Annotated in this window: 12 protein-coding genes and 3 pseudogenes; 5 read left to right on the top strand and 10 right to left on the bottom strand. The window is 62.0% G+C overall.

Annotated features, from left to right (window positions below):
* Positions 1 to 173: 173 nt before the first annotated feature.
* The 5 genes and pseudogenes from ACZY0R_RS41990 to ACZY0R_RS41970 form a co-directional block, all read right to left on the bottom strand.
* A complete protein-coding gene (locus ACZY0R_RS41990; RefSeq protein ID WP_488867579.1) occupies positions 174 to 419 on the bottom strand; it encodes a hypothetical protein in 246 nt (81 codons plus the stop codon).
* 194 nt (positions 420 to 613) lie between these two features.
* Complete coding sequence (tnpC, locus tag ACZY0R_RS41985; RefSeq protein ID WP_488856669.1) at positions 614 to 2,224, bottom strand: IS66 family transposase; 1,611 nt, start codon at positions 2,222 to 2,224, stop codon at positions 614 to 616.
* 138 nt (positions 2,225 to 2,362) lie between these two features.
* Positions 2,363 to 2,716 (bottom strand): IS66 family insertion sequence element accessory protein TnpB, encoded by a 354-nt coding sequence (gene tnpB / locus ACZY0R_RS41980; protein ID WP_488856668.1) that lies wholly within the window; start codon positions 2,714 to 2,716, stop codon positions 2,363 to 2,365.
* Positions 2,716 to 3,693, bottom strand: a complete 978-nt coding sequence (tnpA, locus tag ACZY0R_RS41975; RefSeq protein WP_488867577.1) for an IS66-like element accessory protein TnpA — start codon at positions 3,691 to 3,693, stop codon at positions 2,716 to 2,718. Before tnpA ends, tnpB begins: the two co-directional genes overlap by 1 nt.
* Positions 3,694 to 4,167: 474 nt before the next feature.
* Positions 4,168 to 4,733 (bottom strand): annotated as a pseudogene (locus tag ACZY0R_RS41970) (ISKra4-like element ISBte1 family transposase); the annotation flags it as partial.
* A gap of 144 nt (positions 4,734 to 4,877) precedes the next feature.
* Between ACZY0R_RS41970 and ACZY0R_RS41965 the strand changes: the two are divergent.
* The 5 genes and pseudogenes from ACZY0R_RS41965 to ACZY0R_RS41945 form a co-directional block, all read left to right on the top strand.
* A pseudogene (locus tag ACZY0R_RS41965) lies at positions 4,878 to 5,041 on the top strand (transposase); the annotation flags it as partial.
* A 78-nt stretch (positions 5,042 to 5,119) separates the two neighbouring features.
* A complete protein-coding gene (locus ACZY0R_RS41960; RefSeq protein WP_488858095.1) occupies positions 5,120 to 5,536 on the top strand; it encodes a helix-turn-helix domain-containing protein in 417 nt (138 codons plus the stop codon).
* 271 nt (positions 5,537 to 5,807) lie between these two features.
* Positions 5,808 to 7,427, top strand: a complete 1,620-nt coding sequence (ltrA, locus tag ACZY0R_RS41955) for a group II intron reverse transcriptase/maturase (protein ID WP_488866916.1) — start codon at positions 5,808 to 5,810, stop codon at positions 7,425 to 7,427.
* A 332-nt stretch (positions 7,428 to 7,759) separates the two neighbouring features.
* Positions 7,760 to 8,317: pseudogene (locus tag ACZY0R_RS41950) on the top strand (IS630 family transposase); the annotation flags it as partial.
* A 330-nt stretch (positions 8,318 to 8,647) separates the two neighbouring features.
* Positions 8,648 to 9,208 carry a hemerythrin domain-containing protein gene (locus ACZY0R_RS41945; RefSeq protein ID WP_488867576.1) on the top strand — a complete coding sequence of 187 codons (561 nt, stop codon included), beginning with the start codon at positions 8,648 to 8,650 and terminating at the stop codon, positions 9,206 to 9,208.
* 325 nt (positions 9,209 to 9,533) lie between these two features.
* Here ACZY0R_RS41945 and ACZY0R_RS41940 read toward each other — a convergent pair whose 3' ends face one another.
* From ACZY0R_RS41940 to narH, 5 genes are all read right to left on the bottom strand, one after another.
* The gene (locus ACZY0R_RS41940) at positions 9,534 to 9,896 is read right to left on the bottom strand and encodes a DUF3307 domain-containing protein (protein ID WP_488867575.1); all 363 of its coding nucleotides are present in this window, start codon (positions 9,894 to 9,896) and stop codon (positions 9,534 to 9,536) included.
* Positions 9,897 to 9,995: 99 nt separating this feature from the next.
* Positions 9,996 to 10,784 (bottom strand): peptidylprolyl isomerase, encoded by a 789-nt coding sequence (locus ACZY0R_RS41935; protein ID WP_488867573.1) that lies wholly within the window; start codon positions 10,782 to 10,784, stop codon positions 9,996 to 9,998.
* A gap of 10 nt (positions 10,785 to 10,794) precedes the next feature.
* On the bottom strand, positions 10,795 to 11,538 hold the full coding sequence (gene narI, locus ACZY0R_RS41930) for a respiratory nitrate reductase subunit gamma (protein ID WP_488867571.1): 744 nt from the start codon (positions 11,536 to 11,538) through the stop codon (positions 10,795 to 10,797).
* Positions 11,535 to 12,215: a nitrate reductase molybdenum cofactor assembly chaperone gene (narJ, locus tag ACZY0R_RS41925; protein ID WP_488867569.1), complete on the bottom strand. Its 681-nt coding sequence runs from the start codon at positions 12,213 to 12,215 to the stop codon at positions 11,535 to 11,537. The genes narI and narJ overlap by 4 nt, the downstream gene beginning before the upstream one ends.
* Positions 12,216 to 12,226: 11 nt before the next feature.
* Positions 12,227 to 13,750 carry a nitrate reductase subunit beta gene (gene narH, locus ACZY0R_RS41920; RefSeq protein WP_488867567.1) on the bottom strand — a complete coding sequence of 508 codons (1,524 nt, stop codon included), beginning with the start codon at positions 13,748 to 13,750 and terminating at the stop codon, positions 12,227 to 12,229.
* Between the last annotated feature and the right edge of the window lie 12 nt (positions 13,751 to 13,762).

The following is a 13,762-nucleotide window of genomic DNA, read 5'->3' as shown; positions in this document are numbered from 1 at the left end:
TTATCGCAGGCGACAGTATCCCATTGTCATGGGCTAGACTGCACCCGCGAGCTTTCAGGTCTTGCCACCGCAACTGTGAAGCGCGCTAAACGTTGAACCGGTCCCTGGCGCGCCGCAGCCAGCCTCGGGTTCAGGCGCAGTCCACAAATTGAACTGCCCCATGGCTTGCCCAACTAGCCTGCCCCAGCCTGTAGAGCATCCAGTCGCCGCCGCATCTCGCCGGCCCGGTTCTGCAACTCCACCATCTCCGGTTGCAACAGCTTCTCCAGCGGGGTCGCGCCGTCCTGCCCGCGGCTGCCGAGGTGCCGCGCCACGAACTCGATCGCGGCCTCGGTCTGCGCGAGGCGGCGGCCATAGACCGGCTCGTGGTGGGCGATGCGGTTGCGGGTCTGGTAGATCGATTCGAGATGGCTAGCCACGGCCGCCCGCGAAACCGACTTGTCCGGGAAGACGCGCTTGAGCGGTAACCGCGCAATTCAGCACACTGTATTGAGAGTCGTTCTCGGCGAACAGGCGGGCTCGGCCCTATTGCGACGCTCGAGCAGGATCGGCAATGTCCGATGGAGGTACCAGGAATCGCGCGCCGGGGCAGTGCCGGCGCCCTGTCATGTCATCAACCGGGGTTCGTCATTGCGCTCTGCTGGCTGGCGTAGTTGAACGGCAGCAGGTCGCTGATGTCGGCGTCCGCCGCACGCTGCGGCAGCTCGGTGAGAACGTGAAGCAGATACGCATACGGCTCGACGTTGCAGGCGCGGCACGTGAGCATCAGGCTGTAGATCGTCGCGCTCGCCTTCGCACCGGCAACCGTGTCTGCAAAGAGCCATGCCTTTCGCGCGGTTGCAAAGGGTCTCACGTCGCGCTCTATCACGTTGTTATCGAGGGGTGCACGCCCATCGATAACATAGCGGCTGAGGTATTCCCACTGATTGCGCGTGTAGCTGATCGCCTTGCCCAGCAGACTTTCAGGCAGAACCTGCGGTGCCAGTTCGTCCAGCCATTTCCTGAGCGCCTCCAGTAGCGGTACGCTGTGTTCCTGCCGCAGTCGGTAGGTGTAGCCGGCCCGTGTCTCGCCCTCTGGCAGTTCTCTGCGAGCAAGTGTCTCGACCTGATACAGCGCCTTGAAGTACTCGAGCGCCTGCTGTGCGCGACCGCCGGGCTTCTTCTGGCCCTTGTGCGCGTCGACGAACAGTCGTCTCGAATGTGCAAGACACCCGAAGTGCGTGACGGCTTTGAGCGTGCGCCAGGCGCTGTAGCCGTCGGTCATCAGCATGCCTTCGTAGCCGGCGAGAAACGCCTGCGGATATTGCTGACCACGCCCCGGCTGGTAGTCGAACAGCACCACAGGCTGTTCGCAGTCCTGTGCGCTTCTGTAGAGCCACATGTAACTCTTGCTCTGCGCGGTCTTGCCTTCTTCCTTGAGCACTTGCACCGTCGTCTCGTCGCCGTGGATCAGCGGCTGCGACAGCAGCGTCTGGCGCATCGCCTCGTACAACCGGCTGTAGTGCAGTTCGGCAGGCCTGATGATCCAGTTCGCCAGCGTGCCGCGGCCCGCCGGAATGCCCGCACGGGCCAGCGCGTCTTCCATCCGGTATAGCGGCGTGCCATCCACGTACTTGCCGGTCGTCACCGTCGCGATCATCGCCGGACTCGCGTTGCTACCTGGCAGCGGTTGTACTGGCATCGGCGCGACCACGATCGGCGTGCGCTCCGCGTTGCGCTCGCAATGGCGGCACGCGTATTTGAACCGTACGTGCTGCAACACCGAGGCCTTTACCTCGATGTGCAACTGCTCGCTCGTCTCCTCGCCCATGCGATGCAGCGGGCTCTGGCAGCATGGACAGATTTTCTGTTCCTCGGGCAGGTCGTACTCGATGCGCTGGCGCGGCAACGACGCCGGCAGCGGCTTGCGTCCCCGCTTGCGGTGTGCAGACTCATCGACTTCCGGAAGTCCCGTATCGGGCAGCGTGAACGCGTCATCGGGATCGTCGCCAGCAGGTTCTGTCGCGGCGATCTGCTCGGCTTCGTCAAACACCCGATCCTTGAGCTTCTCGCTGCTCGGCGCGTAGCGTTTGAGCTGCGCGAGGCGGAACTGCTCTTCGAGCTGCTCGATACGCTGCGAGAGTTGCTGGGCTAGCGACTCGAGATCCAGATTCTTCTTCTCGAGTTCTCGGATATAGGCCTGGACGTCAGGCGGCAGATCAGGGATGAGGTCATGTGCAGGCATGCCATTCACGATAGTGCAATCGCATCGCCAACAGGTTTACGTCGAATCCATATCAATGGTATCGGCCAATCCCCTGGCGAGCAGCCGCCTCGCGAAGCCTATGGCCAGAGCCCGCACCCTGGCCTCCCTCACGCTGACTCAGCTCGCGTGCCGGTAGCGCCGCGAAGGGTGTCGGCGAACGGCTTCGATGTCGATACCTTCAAGCAGCCAGTGCAGTTGCTCGGTGGTGAGTTCCATCACCGCCTGCTGGCGGCGTGGCCAGGCGAAGTGGTCTGCTTCCAAACGCTTCATCAGGAGCCAGAATCCGGAGCGGTCATAGAGCAGAAGCTTGACCCGATTGCGGCCGCGGTTATGGAACGCGAAGACGGCCCGGGCGAACGGATCGAGTTGCATCGACTGCTCGACCAACGTCACCAGACTGTTCAGGCCGGCCCGGAAGTCGATAGGCTCGCGGTGCAGATAGACCCGCAGGTCAGCGTCGAGGCGGAACATCAGGTGTCCCCCAGCGCCGCGATCATCGCCTTCACGAGCGTCCCATCTTTCGGTGTGCATTCGAGCTCGATGGTTACGCCGTTTGGCAGCCGTGCCGACAGGCGTGCCAATTGTGGCGAAGATGAAGATTGCGGCACGGGAACAGATGTCGATTCCGGCGATGCCGGCCGTGACCGCTGGGCTTGAGGAGGTACGCCGCGAACCTCTACTACCGGAACGAAGGCCGATGGCGCGCCTTCGACGGCGCTATCCATGTCAATACCACCTTGTCTTTCTGCTTTGTACTGCTTGACCCAGCGCCACAATTGGTTCGTGTTCACCCGGGCTCGGATCGCCATGCTGGCAACCGATACGCCGGGTTCAAGGCAAGCCTCGATCAATCTTCGCTTGCCCTGCCTGTCGTAGCTGCGTTTCCCGTTGGCGCCGACATTGGTCACTCGCAGCGGCAGGAAGTCAAAATCGCTATCGTCCATGAATTGTGCCCACGAAAAAAATCGTGGGCACAATCCTGCGCCTTTCGGGGCGTCAACGCTACGTGCGGAGAAAATCGCGCTTACCTTGAGCGGCGGCTTCCACAGCGCGTGGTCGTAGTCGCCTGAGAAAAGGCGCTTCCAGAAATACATAGTCAACTGCGCCTCCACCTGCCCCATGGGGACCGGGATCGTGGCCTGCCTGACCTTGGACAGTTGCTCGTGGGGAATGCCGTTGGGCGCGACGCCGCCCCGGCTACGGAAGGCAGCCGCGTCGAGTTGGCGCTTTTGCTCTTGGGTGAGCTTGGCGTAGGCCGCCTTCTGTGCGCTTTTCTCGGCCTGGATGATCTTGTCCCGCTCTTCCGCCCCCCAGTTGAAGGGACCTGTCGGGCCGCGCAGCCAGTCGGCGACGCCGAAATAATCGGTCAGCCGGTCACAGACCGCGTTGCGTAGCGCGATCTCGACGACCGCCGTGACGGTCATCAGCGAGGCGGCGAGCCGCAACATCTCCTGGTGCAGGGGTGATCGTACTTTCCGTGCATTTTCTGGCGGTTTGTCTCGGAAAGTGCCGATATATCAAGGACTTACAAATACACCGATCGTGAGAGACTCGGTGTGGCGAAAAGCCTTGCTGCAGGCGACTCTGCACCCTGCTACCGCCTTTTTTTACACGGAAAGTACGATCACCCCATGAACGGCAAACACGTTTTTGGCCAGATCGATACCCACGGTAACAATGGACATGGGGCTTCCCCTCCTGTGGTCGTGATGGCGTTTCGACACGCCATCATGGCACCGCGATGCCGACTTGCGGCTTCCGCAGCAGCCTCGGGACGGGAAGCCCCTTCCATTCGATTACCCAAAATTCCGATCGGTCTGCCCATTGTGGCGGGGGCCATGACCTCTCTCGGTGGCCCGCAGTCTATTGGTTTTCAAACCTATTTCTTGGCGACTACAAGAGCGCGCCAAAGCGGGGGCTGACTAAGCGGCAATGCGGTGGTTTTCTGCTCTGGCGATGGAGGGATACCATATTCAACGTGCGATCGGAGCTGGTCATTGAGCACGGCAGTCCGGACTTGTAGCAGTGCGTGCGCGTGCCGCGACCGCCAGGCCATCTGTTGGCGTTTGACGAACCGCTTGCTAATCACCTGGTTGACAGCCGACTCGACGAAGCCCGATGCAATGGGCTCCCCGTGGCGATAGCGGTCACCGTAGTTCACGATGAAGCCCCTGTTGTTATCCAGATAGGTAATCAACTCCTTGAGCTTGCCAAGAAGCTTCGCCTCCTCGAGGCTAGCCTCGGCGTCGAGATCCCAGCCCAGGTTTTCCAGCCGCCGTAACGCTGGATAGGGGCAACCGTGCCACAAGTGCCACTTGGCACCTTGCAGCGCCTTGATCAATGTCGCATTGCTCGGGCCATCGTTGTCTGCTGGCCGGCCCTTGATTATCTGTTCGAGGATCTGTACCCGCATGGCGATGTGAAACCAATCGAGGATGCACTCACCGTGATCACCAAAGCCGAACTGGGCTGCCCTCGTCGTGGCGCCTGCGCGGCCGCGTGGGCCTGGCGCTCAGCCTCCAGCCCGCCTTGTAGCGCCGCACACGCGCGCTGGGCTTCGGCCCACAGCCGGGCCAGCTCACTGCTAGCGGCCTCGTTGATGCTGCCGCTGCCGCTGCCGCTGCCGCTGCCGCTGCCGCTGCCGCTGCCGCGAAAGAGTGTCGAGCCGATGACGGCATGCGTCGACTCGCTGCACGCCAGCGCCGGCATCAATCGCTGCATTACTTCGTCTCCAAATCCGATTGGTCGGATCCGGCATTACTGCGGCGGGTCCGCGAATGGGTCGAGCCTTTGCTGCGCGCCAATATTGCGGATAAGCGCCTCACAAGAAGTATCTCTATACTGTCGGGCCGAACAAGAACCGCGACATAGACGATGGCCGTATTGAAGCCGCTGGAACTGACGAAGGAAGAACGTACCGAGCTTGAGGTTCTGGCGAGAAGCCGCCGTGATTGGAGAACACGAGACAGGTCTCGGACGATTCTGATGTTTAGCAACGGCGTGCCAGCCAAGGAGATAGCCAGGCGGCAGGAGTTGACGTTGGAGGCGGTGTACGAGAGGCGCTATCGTTGGTTGGACAAAGGCATGGCAGGGCTGTCGGACGCGCCGCGTAGCGGTGCGCCGTCGAAGCTGTCGCCGGCGCAGGTTGAGCAGTTGAAGATGTGGGCGACGCAGGAGGCGCTGACGGCCGCGGAACTGCTGGCACGACTCGAAGAGAAGTTCGGGATTCGAGTTCATGTGCGACCTGAAAGTCGCTTGAGTTTCTGTTTCACTGGAGCAGGTATTACCTGATGAAACCGGTTGTTCCATCAACCGTTCCCTACCCGGGCATGCGGAGCCGGTAACAGCTCGGTGTGAAGCTCTGGGGACAACGTAGCCGCCGGATAACCGGTACGCCGAGCCGCGAGGTAAGGCCGAATCTGCCAGCACAGAGGCGGAGAGGAGCAAGGGATGAGTGGGTACGATCAACATATGTGAACTTCCGATAAACGTCGTCAGAATCAACAAGCCAAACGTGCTGACAGGCTTGGACCAAAACGGTACGCGGTGTGGAGTGGCCTTCGTGAACTGGGCCACCATGGACGACAAGCCGCCGGCGAAGAGGAAGGGTCCGCCCCGCTCGGAAATTCATGCGGAACAGGGTAAGCCCATCGCGGCGCCGGCAACGGCAGGCGAACCGCGAGGAACGCTGTTGGCGCGGTGGGTAAAGGAATGCGGAGAAAGCGAACGCCCGGCTGTAATGGACGGGATACGGGCTGAGACATCGCCCGACGCGAAAGCGGGCAGACTTCCGCGTGGTCATTCATGGCGAGATAACCTTGAACAATCGTTATACGGGGGAAAGCAGATGACGGCAACGGACGCGAAAGCTCCTGACGCTGGTGCACTCTCGAGCGCTGCGCAGATGTGGGACCATGCAAACTGGTCGCACATCGAAGCAGAGGTGAAGCGACTTCAGATGCGTATCGCCAAGGCCGCTCAGGAAGGCCGATGGGGCAAGGTGAAAGCATTGCAACGTCTGCTAACCCGCTCGCATGGCGGCAAGATGCTCGCCGTCAAGCGTGTGACGGAGAATCGCGGTAAGAGAACGCCGGGGGTGGACGGCAAGATATGGTCATCCCCGGCGGCCAGATGGAACGGAATGCTGTCGCTACGACATCGCGGCTATCGTGCGATGCCGTTGCGGCGTGTCTACATTCCCAAGAGTAATGGGAAGAAGCGTCCGTTAGGAATCCCGTGTATGCGGTGCAGGGCGATGCAGGCCTTATGGAAGCTCGCTCTGGAACCCGTCGCGGAGACCCTTGCAGACGCCAATTCCTACGGCTTTCGGCCCGAGCGCTCGACCGCCGATGCCATCGAACAGTGCTTCAACGTTCTGGCCAAGCGTGCCTCGTCAGAATGGATTCTGGAGGGTGACATTCGGGGCTGTTTCGACAACTTCAGTCATTCCTGGTTTCTGGAGAACGTACCGATGGATAAGGAGGTTCTGCGCAAGTGGCTTCGAGCCGGATATATCGATGAAGGAACCTTGTTCGAGTCACAAGCGGGCACACCCCAAGGGGGTGTGATCTCGCCTGTGATCGCGAATATGGCGTTGGACGGACTTGAAGCAGCAGTTCATGCAAGTGTGGGCACATCCACACTTGAGTGCAGAAAGGCGCAGCTCAACGTCGTCCGCTATGCCGATGACTTTGTGGTGACTGGCGTATCGAAAGATGTGCTGGAATCCCGGGTACTTCCGGCAGTCAGGCAGTTCATGGCGGCTCGGGGTCTGGAGCTCTCGGAAGAGAAAACCCGGATCACGAACATAGCGGCGGGTTTCGATTTCCTTGGCCAGAACGTGCGCAAGTACGACGGCAAGTTGCTGATCAAGCCAGCGAACAAGAGCATCAAGTCGCTGCTTGACAAGGTCAGGGGAATCATCAAGGAAAACGCGAGCGCCACGCAGGAGGCGTTGATACGACAGCTCAACCCTGTGATCCGGGGATGGGCCCAGTATCACCGTCACGTCGTGTCGAAAGCGATCTTCTCCTCAATCGACTCCCACATCTGGCAACGGCTCTGGAGATGGGCGAAGCGTCGTCACCCCCATGAAAGGAGCCCGATGGGTCCGGCAACGGTACTTCCGGCGCGACGGATACCGGTCCTGGGATTTTGCAACAGAGGGTTCAACCGAGGGTGACACCTGCGGCCTGCAACTCTTCCGCGCAACGACCGTCGCGATCCAGCGACACGTCAAAATCCGGGGACTGGCCAATCCGTTTGACCCGGCATGGGCCGCCTACTTTGCCCGCCGTCGAACCGCGAAACGTTCCGCTGGTCTGCCCGGTGCCACACAATGGTGCTGAACGAATGGCTTGAGCCGGATGCGGGGCGACTCGCACGTCCGGTTCTTAGGGGGCGGCGACGTAGTAATGCGTCGCTGCTACCCGACCGCAATACGCTGACAGGGATTCTCAAACGGGCGGGGCTGGTATGGAAGCGAACCCGGCATAGCTTAAAAAAAAGCGGGACGAACAGCGGTTCCGACAAGCCCAATCCGAAATTGGGGAGTTGGTCCAGCAAGCCCAGCGTGGCGAAATCGAACTCGCCTACGTAGACGAAGTTGGCTTCGCGCAAGCGCAGCCGAATCGAAGTGCGTGGACACCTGTCGGGGAGCAACACATGATTGAAGCCCGGCGTGGTAAGCGTCTGAACGTGGTCGGAGCACTGCTGTCCTCGGGAGAACTGTTTGCAGCGAAGTTGTGGGAGACGATGACCTCGATGCTGTTCGCTGGATTTCTCGGCCTGCTGGTCGAACACGTCGGCAAGCCGCTGACCGTGATTCTCGACAATGCTTCGGTCCACACGGCCCGCGCACTGCGGCCTTATCTCCGGCTGCTACAAACGAAAGGCTTGACGTTGTATTTCCTGCCACCGTACAGCCCGGAGCTCAATCGCATCGAGAAGCTCTGGCACAAGATGAAATACGAGTGGCTGGCCTTCAAGGCCCGCGACACCAAAACCCTTGAAGCTGATGTCGATGTAATCCTTCAGGGATTTGGGGCAGACTACAGATTCACTTTTTGTTGAAAGCTTAGCGGCGCTTGCGGCCCGCCAGCCGAAGGTAGCCGCCGTCAATGCCAATCGTGCGCACCGGACTGGATTCCGGGATGTCGGGAGAAAACGAATGCTCGCCGCCATCTCCACCTGCTGCCGGGCATCGGGCTTCAAGCCGGCGACCGAGCAAGGCGACCTGGTGCCGGACCTTCGTGCCGAGCGTTAAGACATTGAGGAAGCGATCCGTGATTCAATCTATTGATCTATATCAGCACTGTCCGTGGACTGAAGAGTATTGTGGGCTTGAGTTCGATATGGCTTCGAACGCAACCCTGAACTTAACCCGTTTCCATGGAGCGCGCCATGGCCAACTCACTTGCCATATGGCATGCCGATCACATCAATTTCGCTCGGCTGCTCGACCTTCTGGAAGAGCAGGTAGACATCTTTCATCGAGGAGAGCGGCCGAATTACAATTTGATGGGGACTATCGTCTATTACATGCGGAGTTTTGGCGATTGCGTTCACCATCCCCGCGAGGATGTCGCGTACGCACGGCTCGTTGAGCGAGATCCCGGCATGCAGGTTTTGGTTAACCGGCTCCTGCAAGAGCATCGTGTGATTGCCACTGTGGGCGAAGCGCTTTTAAACCGCCTTAATGAAGCCGAGGGAGATGTTATAAGTTCGCGCGCGGCTCTGGAGGCAGCCGCAGCCATGTACCTTGTGTACTACCGAAATCATCTCTCGACTGAGGAGCGACACGTAATGCCGCGCGCTGCTCAGCTGTTGACACAAGAGGATTGGGCAGCCGTTGCCGCCTCCGTTCCAGCGAGCTCCGATCCACTCTTCGGGGAGAACGTACAAGAGCGTTTCGCGAAGCTACACAAGCAAATCTGTGAGGAGAGACTTTCCAGCCAGGACTAGGCACATTGGCATTGGTTCCCCCCTGACTGGCCACCTCTATCTGGATGGCTTCGGCGTAAGTCCCCCCAAAGGGATCGGGGGCTTGGTATAGCGCGATAGGTACCCCGCTATGTACGCCGCCCTTTTTTCCGGCTGCTGAGGGTCGAGGCTGGATCGATGAGCCGATTGCATTGGACCAGCTCACAGGCGCGCGAGGCATCTACCGGAATTTGGTGTTGGCACTTGCCTAGTGCGGCTAGTGGCGCAACTCCGCGAGACGGATACCTCGACGGTAAAGAGAGTCGCCCGAAGGCAGCGGCCTACCGGCGGACAGGAAGCCGACGAATCAATTCAGCCTCCCAGCGAGCCAGACCACGGCGAGGTAGGTCAGCACGTGCGCGTACTGGTCCACGCCAAATGCCCACCAGAACTGAGGCAAGTTCGGCGTCAAATTGGCGCTTCGGCCGAGGCGCACCTTCCAGCGATCGACCATGTAGTGGACGACGGCGTCGAAGATCCCCAGCCAGAGCCAATGGGCCACACCGAAGCCGCCGAGCAGCCCAGCGGTGCACAGGCCATGTAGCCCCGCGTGGGCGTAGCCACCTGCGCTCCGGAAGTCGCCCTTGCCGGCCAGCATCCAGCTCGGCTGCCACAGGAAGTCGCACACGAGATGCTTGGTGAACAGTGCGAATAGCAGCAGCAATGCCATGGCCAGCTCTCCACCCAAAGTCATGCCAGACCGCACGCAGCCGCCGGCGACAGGGTGGACATCATGCTGTTCGACGGCCTGCAGTAAGGCCTTTCAGCCCTACTGCACCAAGGGCGTATCGGCCCCGTCGAGATCCACCCCCTCGATCACCGCCTGCCCGGCCAGCAGGCTCAGGTACTGGCGCAGCGCGGTGACATAGGCTTGCTGGCGCAGTTGCAGTGCCACAGCCGAGCGCACTGTCTCGAACGGTTGCACTTCGCCGCTATCACGCGCGCACACCTCCACCACGTGCAGGCCAAAGCGGCTGTGCACCAGCCGCGGAAGCACCCCGACTTCCTGATGACCGAACAGCTCGCGGGCGAACTCCGGCGCGCAATCGCCCGCCTCCAGCCAGCCCAGGTCTCCCCCCTGGGCGCCGCTCGGGCAGTTTGAAAACTCGCCCGCCACGCGCGCAAAGTGTTCGCTCGCGGACGCCGGGTCGTCGTGGCAGCGCACTTCCACCAGCATGCGTTCGGCGCGCTGGCGCAGTGCATTGACATCCAGGCCGGGCGTCACGGCAAACAGGATGTGGCGGGCCAGCACGCGCTCGCCGCGGCTATATCGGGCGAGATTGGCCGCGTGATGGCGCCGGCATGCCTCTTCGCCCGGCTCGGGTATCTGCAGTTCGCGTTCCAGCAAGGTTTCGATTGCCGTGCTGGCGGCCTCGCTGATCACGCCGTCGGGTGCGCCGGCATCGGCCTGATCGAGCAGCCCGGCGCGCTGTGCCGCCTGGCGCAGCAACTCGATGCAGGCGCGCTGGCGCAGCGCTTCCGCCGCAAGCGTTTCATGGTCGGCGTGCAGGGCCTGGCCGTTGACGGATGCGGCGCGGGTAGATACGGGATAACGCATGGCACGCTCCTCAACGCGATTGTTCAGGCTGCGGACGCTTGGCGCGTTCGTGCCCCGCCGGCAAGTTCAAGCGACGGCTGCGTACCACCTGGTAGGGACGGAACAGGTAAGTCACCGAGGCAAAGCCGCTCCAGACATGGACCAGGCGGGTGAAGGGAAACACCAGGAACACTGTCATGCCCAGCACCATGTGCAGCTTGAACACCCAGCCCACTCCTTGCATCAACTCCGCCGCGCCGCCTCGCAGCGTCACGATGCGCTGCGCCCATTCGGCCAGCACCAGCATCATGCTGCCGTCCAGGTGTTGCCCGGACAGCGGTATGGTGCCCAGCCCCAGCGCCAGTTGCACCCACAGCAGCCAGAGGATGGCGATATCCCCGGGCCGCGAGGTGGCGCGAATACGCGGGTCGCCCAGGCGGCGATGCAGCAGCAGGCTCACCCCGATGAAGCCAAGCACGCCGGCCACGCCGCCCGAGATCATCGCCAGGAGCTGCTTGGCGCCGGCGCTAATGAAATGGCCGTAGACCGCATGGGGCGTGAGCATGCCGAACAGATGCCCGAAGAACAGGAATAACACGCCGACGTGGAACAGGTTGCTGGCCCAGCGTAACTGTCCGGAGCGCAGCATCTGCGAGGAATCGCTCTTCCAGGTGTACTGGTCCCGGTCGAAGCGGATCAGGCTCCCGACCAGGAATACGACCAGGCAGATGTACGGGTAGAGGCCGAAGAAGAAGGTGTCGAGGGCGGCAGTCATGATCGCACTCCGGTGACGGGTCCGTCGCGGCGGACGAAATGGATAGGCTGGGGCTCGCCGGGCTTGCTCTGGCCGCGCGTGGCGCAGCCGTCGAATGCAGGCGGCTCGGCCCAGGCCTCGTCGAGCGATTCCTCAGGCGGTAGCCGTACCGGCTCGACGCGCTCGCCCGCCAGTTCCAGCACGGCCGCGATAGCCGCGTGATACGCGCTGCGGCGCTCGGCCAGCGCGGTATGCACGGCATTGAGGATGTGCGCCATCTCGGCCAGGAACTCGCGCGCGGTCTGACCTGGCTGCGTGGCGGCGAACTCCAGTACTACCGGCAGATAGTCGGGCAGTTCGCCCGGCCCCAGGAACAGGCCGGCAGCCTCATAGGTCTGCAGCAAATCCACCAGCGCCTGGCCGCGCTCGCGCGAGTCGCCATGCACATGCTCGAACAGGTGCAGCGCGGTGGCGCGGCCGCGGTCGAAGGTGTCGACGTAGCGGGCCTCGAGTTCATAGGGGTCGCGGCCCTGCATGTCGTCAATCAGCGCCAGCAGGCTTTCCCGCCCGGCATCGCTGAGCGAGCGGCTTGCCGCCACCAGATCCCGCATCGGCACCAGGGAAGCACGCAGTTCCTCCCGCGGATAGGCCAGCAGCCGTGCCAGCACCAGGCAAATTCGCGCATCGAAGGGTTTCATGGCTGCGTCCTTTATAGTGTCGCCTTGATCGGAATGGTCCGCCGCTTCTTGCCGCCGAACAGGCTGGTCTCGCTGGTGCCGTCCGAGCAGCCGTTGCCGAACGAGAAGCCACAGCCGCCGCGCAGGTCGAAGGCGTCCTCCGCATACTCCCGGTGCGCCGTGGGAATGACGAAGCGATCCTCGTAGTTGGCGATCGCCATTACCTGGTACATCTGCTCGACCTGCGCCACGCTCAGCCCGGCCTGTTGCAGCGCAGCCAGGTTCTGGCGCCCCTCCACATGCTTTTCGCGCTGATACGCCCGCATGGCCAGCATTCGCTCCAGCGCACGAACCACGGGTGTGGTGTCGCCGGCGGTGAGCAGGTTGGCGAGGTACTTGACCGGAATGCGCAACTGCTTCACGTCGGGAATCTCGCCGTTGATGCCGACTTCGCCGGCATTGGCCGCGGCCGTGATGGGCGAGAGTGGCGGCACGTACCAGACCATCGGCAGGGTGCGGTACTCCGGGTGCAGCGGCAGCGCCACCTTCCAGTCCACCGCCATCTGGTAGACCGGGCTGCGGCGCGCGCCCTCCAGCCATGACTCGGGCACACCGTCCGCGCGGGCCTGCTCGATGACCTTGGGGTCGTTGGGGTCGAGGAAGATGTCGAGCTGCGCCTGGTAGAGATCGCGGTCGTGCTCCACGCTGGCCGCCGCCTGGATCCGGTCCGCATCGTAGAGCAGCACGCCAAGGTAGCGGATGCGGCCGACACAGGTTTCCGAGCAGACGGTCGGCTGGCCGGCTTCGATGCGCGGATAGCAGAAGATGCACTTTTCCGCCTTGCCGCTCTGCCAGTTGTAATAGATCTTCTTGTAGGGACAGCCGGACACGCACATGCGCCAGCCACGGCACTTGTCCTGGTCGATCAGCACGATGCCGTCCTCTTCCCGCTTGTAGATCGAACCGGACGGGCAACTGGCCACACAGGTCGGGTTCAGGCAGTGCTCGCACAGGCGCGGCAGGTACATCATGAAAGTGTTCTCGTACTGCCCGTAGATCTCCTTCTGGATGTCGTCGAAGTTGCGGTCCTTGGAGCGCTTGGCAAACTCGCCGCCCAGGATCTCCTCCCAGTTCGGCCCCCATTCGATCTTCTCCATGCGCTTGCCGGTGATCAGGCTGCGCGGGCGCGCGGTCGGGGCCGTGCGGGACTCGGGCGCGGACTGCAGGTGGTCGTAGTCGAAAGTGAACGGCTCGTAGTAATCGTCGATCTGCGGCAGGTTGGGATTGGAGAAGATGCGCATCAGCAGCTTCCACTTGCCGCCCTGGCGGGGCTCGATGCGGCCGTCGGCCTTGCGCACCCAGCCACCGTTCCAGCGCTCCTGGTTTTCCCATTCCTTGGGATAGCCAATGCCGGGCTTGGTCTCCACATTGTTAAACCAGGCGTACTCCATGCCGGGGCGGTTGGTCCAGACGTTCTTGCAGGTCACCGAGCAGGTATGGCAGCCGATGCACTTGTCCAGGTTGAGAACCATGCCAATCTGTGCGCGGACTTTCATCGTCGCTCTCCT

The sequence above is a fragment of the Cupriavidus sp. F041 genome (assembly GCF_057814235.1).
Note: the sequence above shows the minus strand (reverse complement) of the source record. Positions and strands in the feature narration are given on the sequence as shown.

Bases quoted from the DNA above. Each gene is read 5' to 3' on its own strand.
- tnpC (WP_488856669.1), bottom strand. From the start codon at position 2,224: ATGCCTGCACATGACCTCATCCCTGATCTGCCGCCTGACGTCCAGGCC.
- tnpB (WP_488856668.1), bottom strand. From the start codon at position 2,716: ATGTTCCGCCTCGACGCTGACCTGCGGGTCTATCTGCACCGCGAGCCT.
- tnpA (WP_488867577.1), bottom strand. From the start codon at position 3,693: ATGTTGCGGCTCGCCGCCTCGCTGATGACCGTCACGGCGGTCGTCGAG.
- ACZY0R_RS41960 (WP_488858095.1), top strand. From the start codon at position 5,120: ATGGCCGTATTGAAGCCGCTGGAACTGACGAAGGAAGAACGTACCGAG.
- ACZY0R_RS41945 (WP_488867576.1), top strand. From the start codon at position 8,648: ATGGCCAACTCACTTGCCATATGGCATGCCGATCACATCAATTTCGCT.
- ACZY0R_RS41940 (WP_488867575.1), bottom strand. From the start codon at position 9,896: ATGGCATTGCTGCTGCTATTCGCACTGTTCACCAAGCATCTCGTGTGC.
- ACZY0R_RS41935 (WP_488867573.1), bottom strand. From the start codon at position 10,784: ATGCGTTATCCCGTATCTACCCGCGCCGCATCCGTCAACGGCCAGGCC.
- narI (WP_488867571.1), bottom strand. From the start codon at position 11,538: ATGACTGCCGCCCTCGACACCTTCTTCTTCGGCCTCTACCCGTACATC.
- narJ (WP_488867569.1), bottom strand. From the start codon at position 12,215: ATGAAACCCTTCGATGCGCGAATTTGCCTGGTGCTGGCACGGCTGCTG.
- narH (WP_488867567.1), bottom strand. From the start codon at position 13,750: ATGAAAGTCCGCGCACAGATTGGCATGGTTCTCAACCTGGACAAGTGC.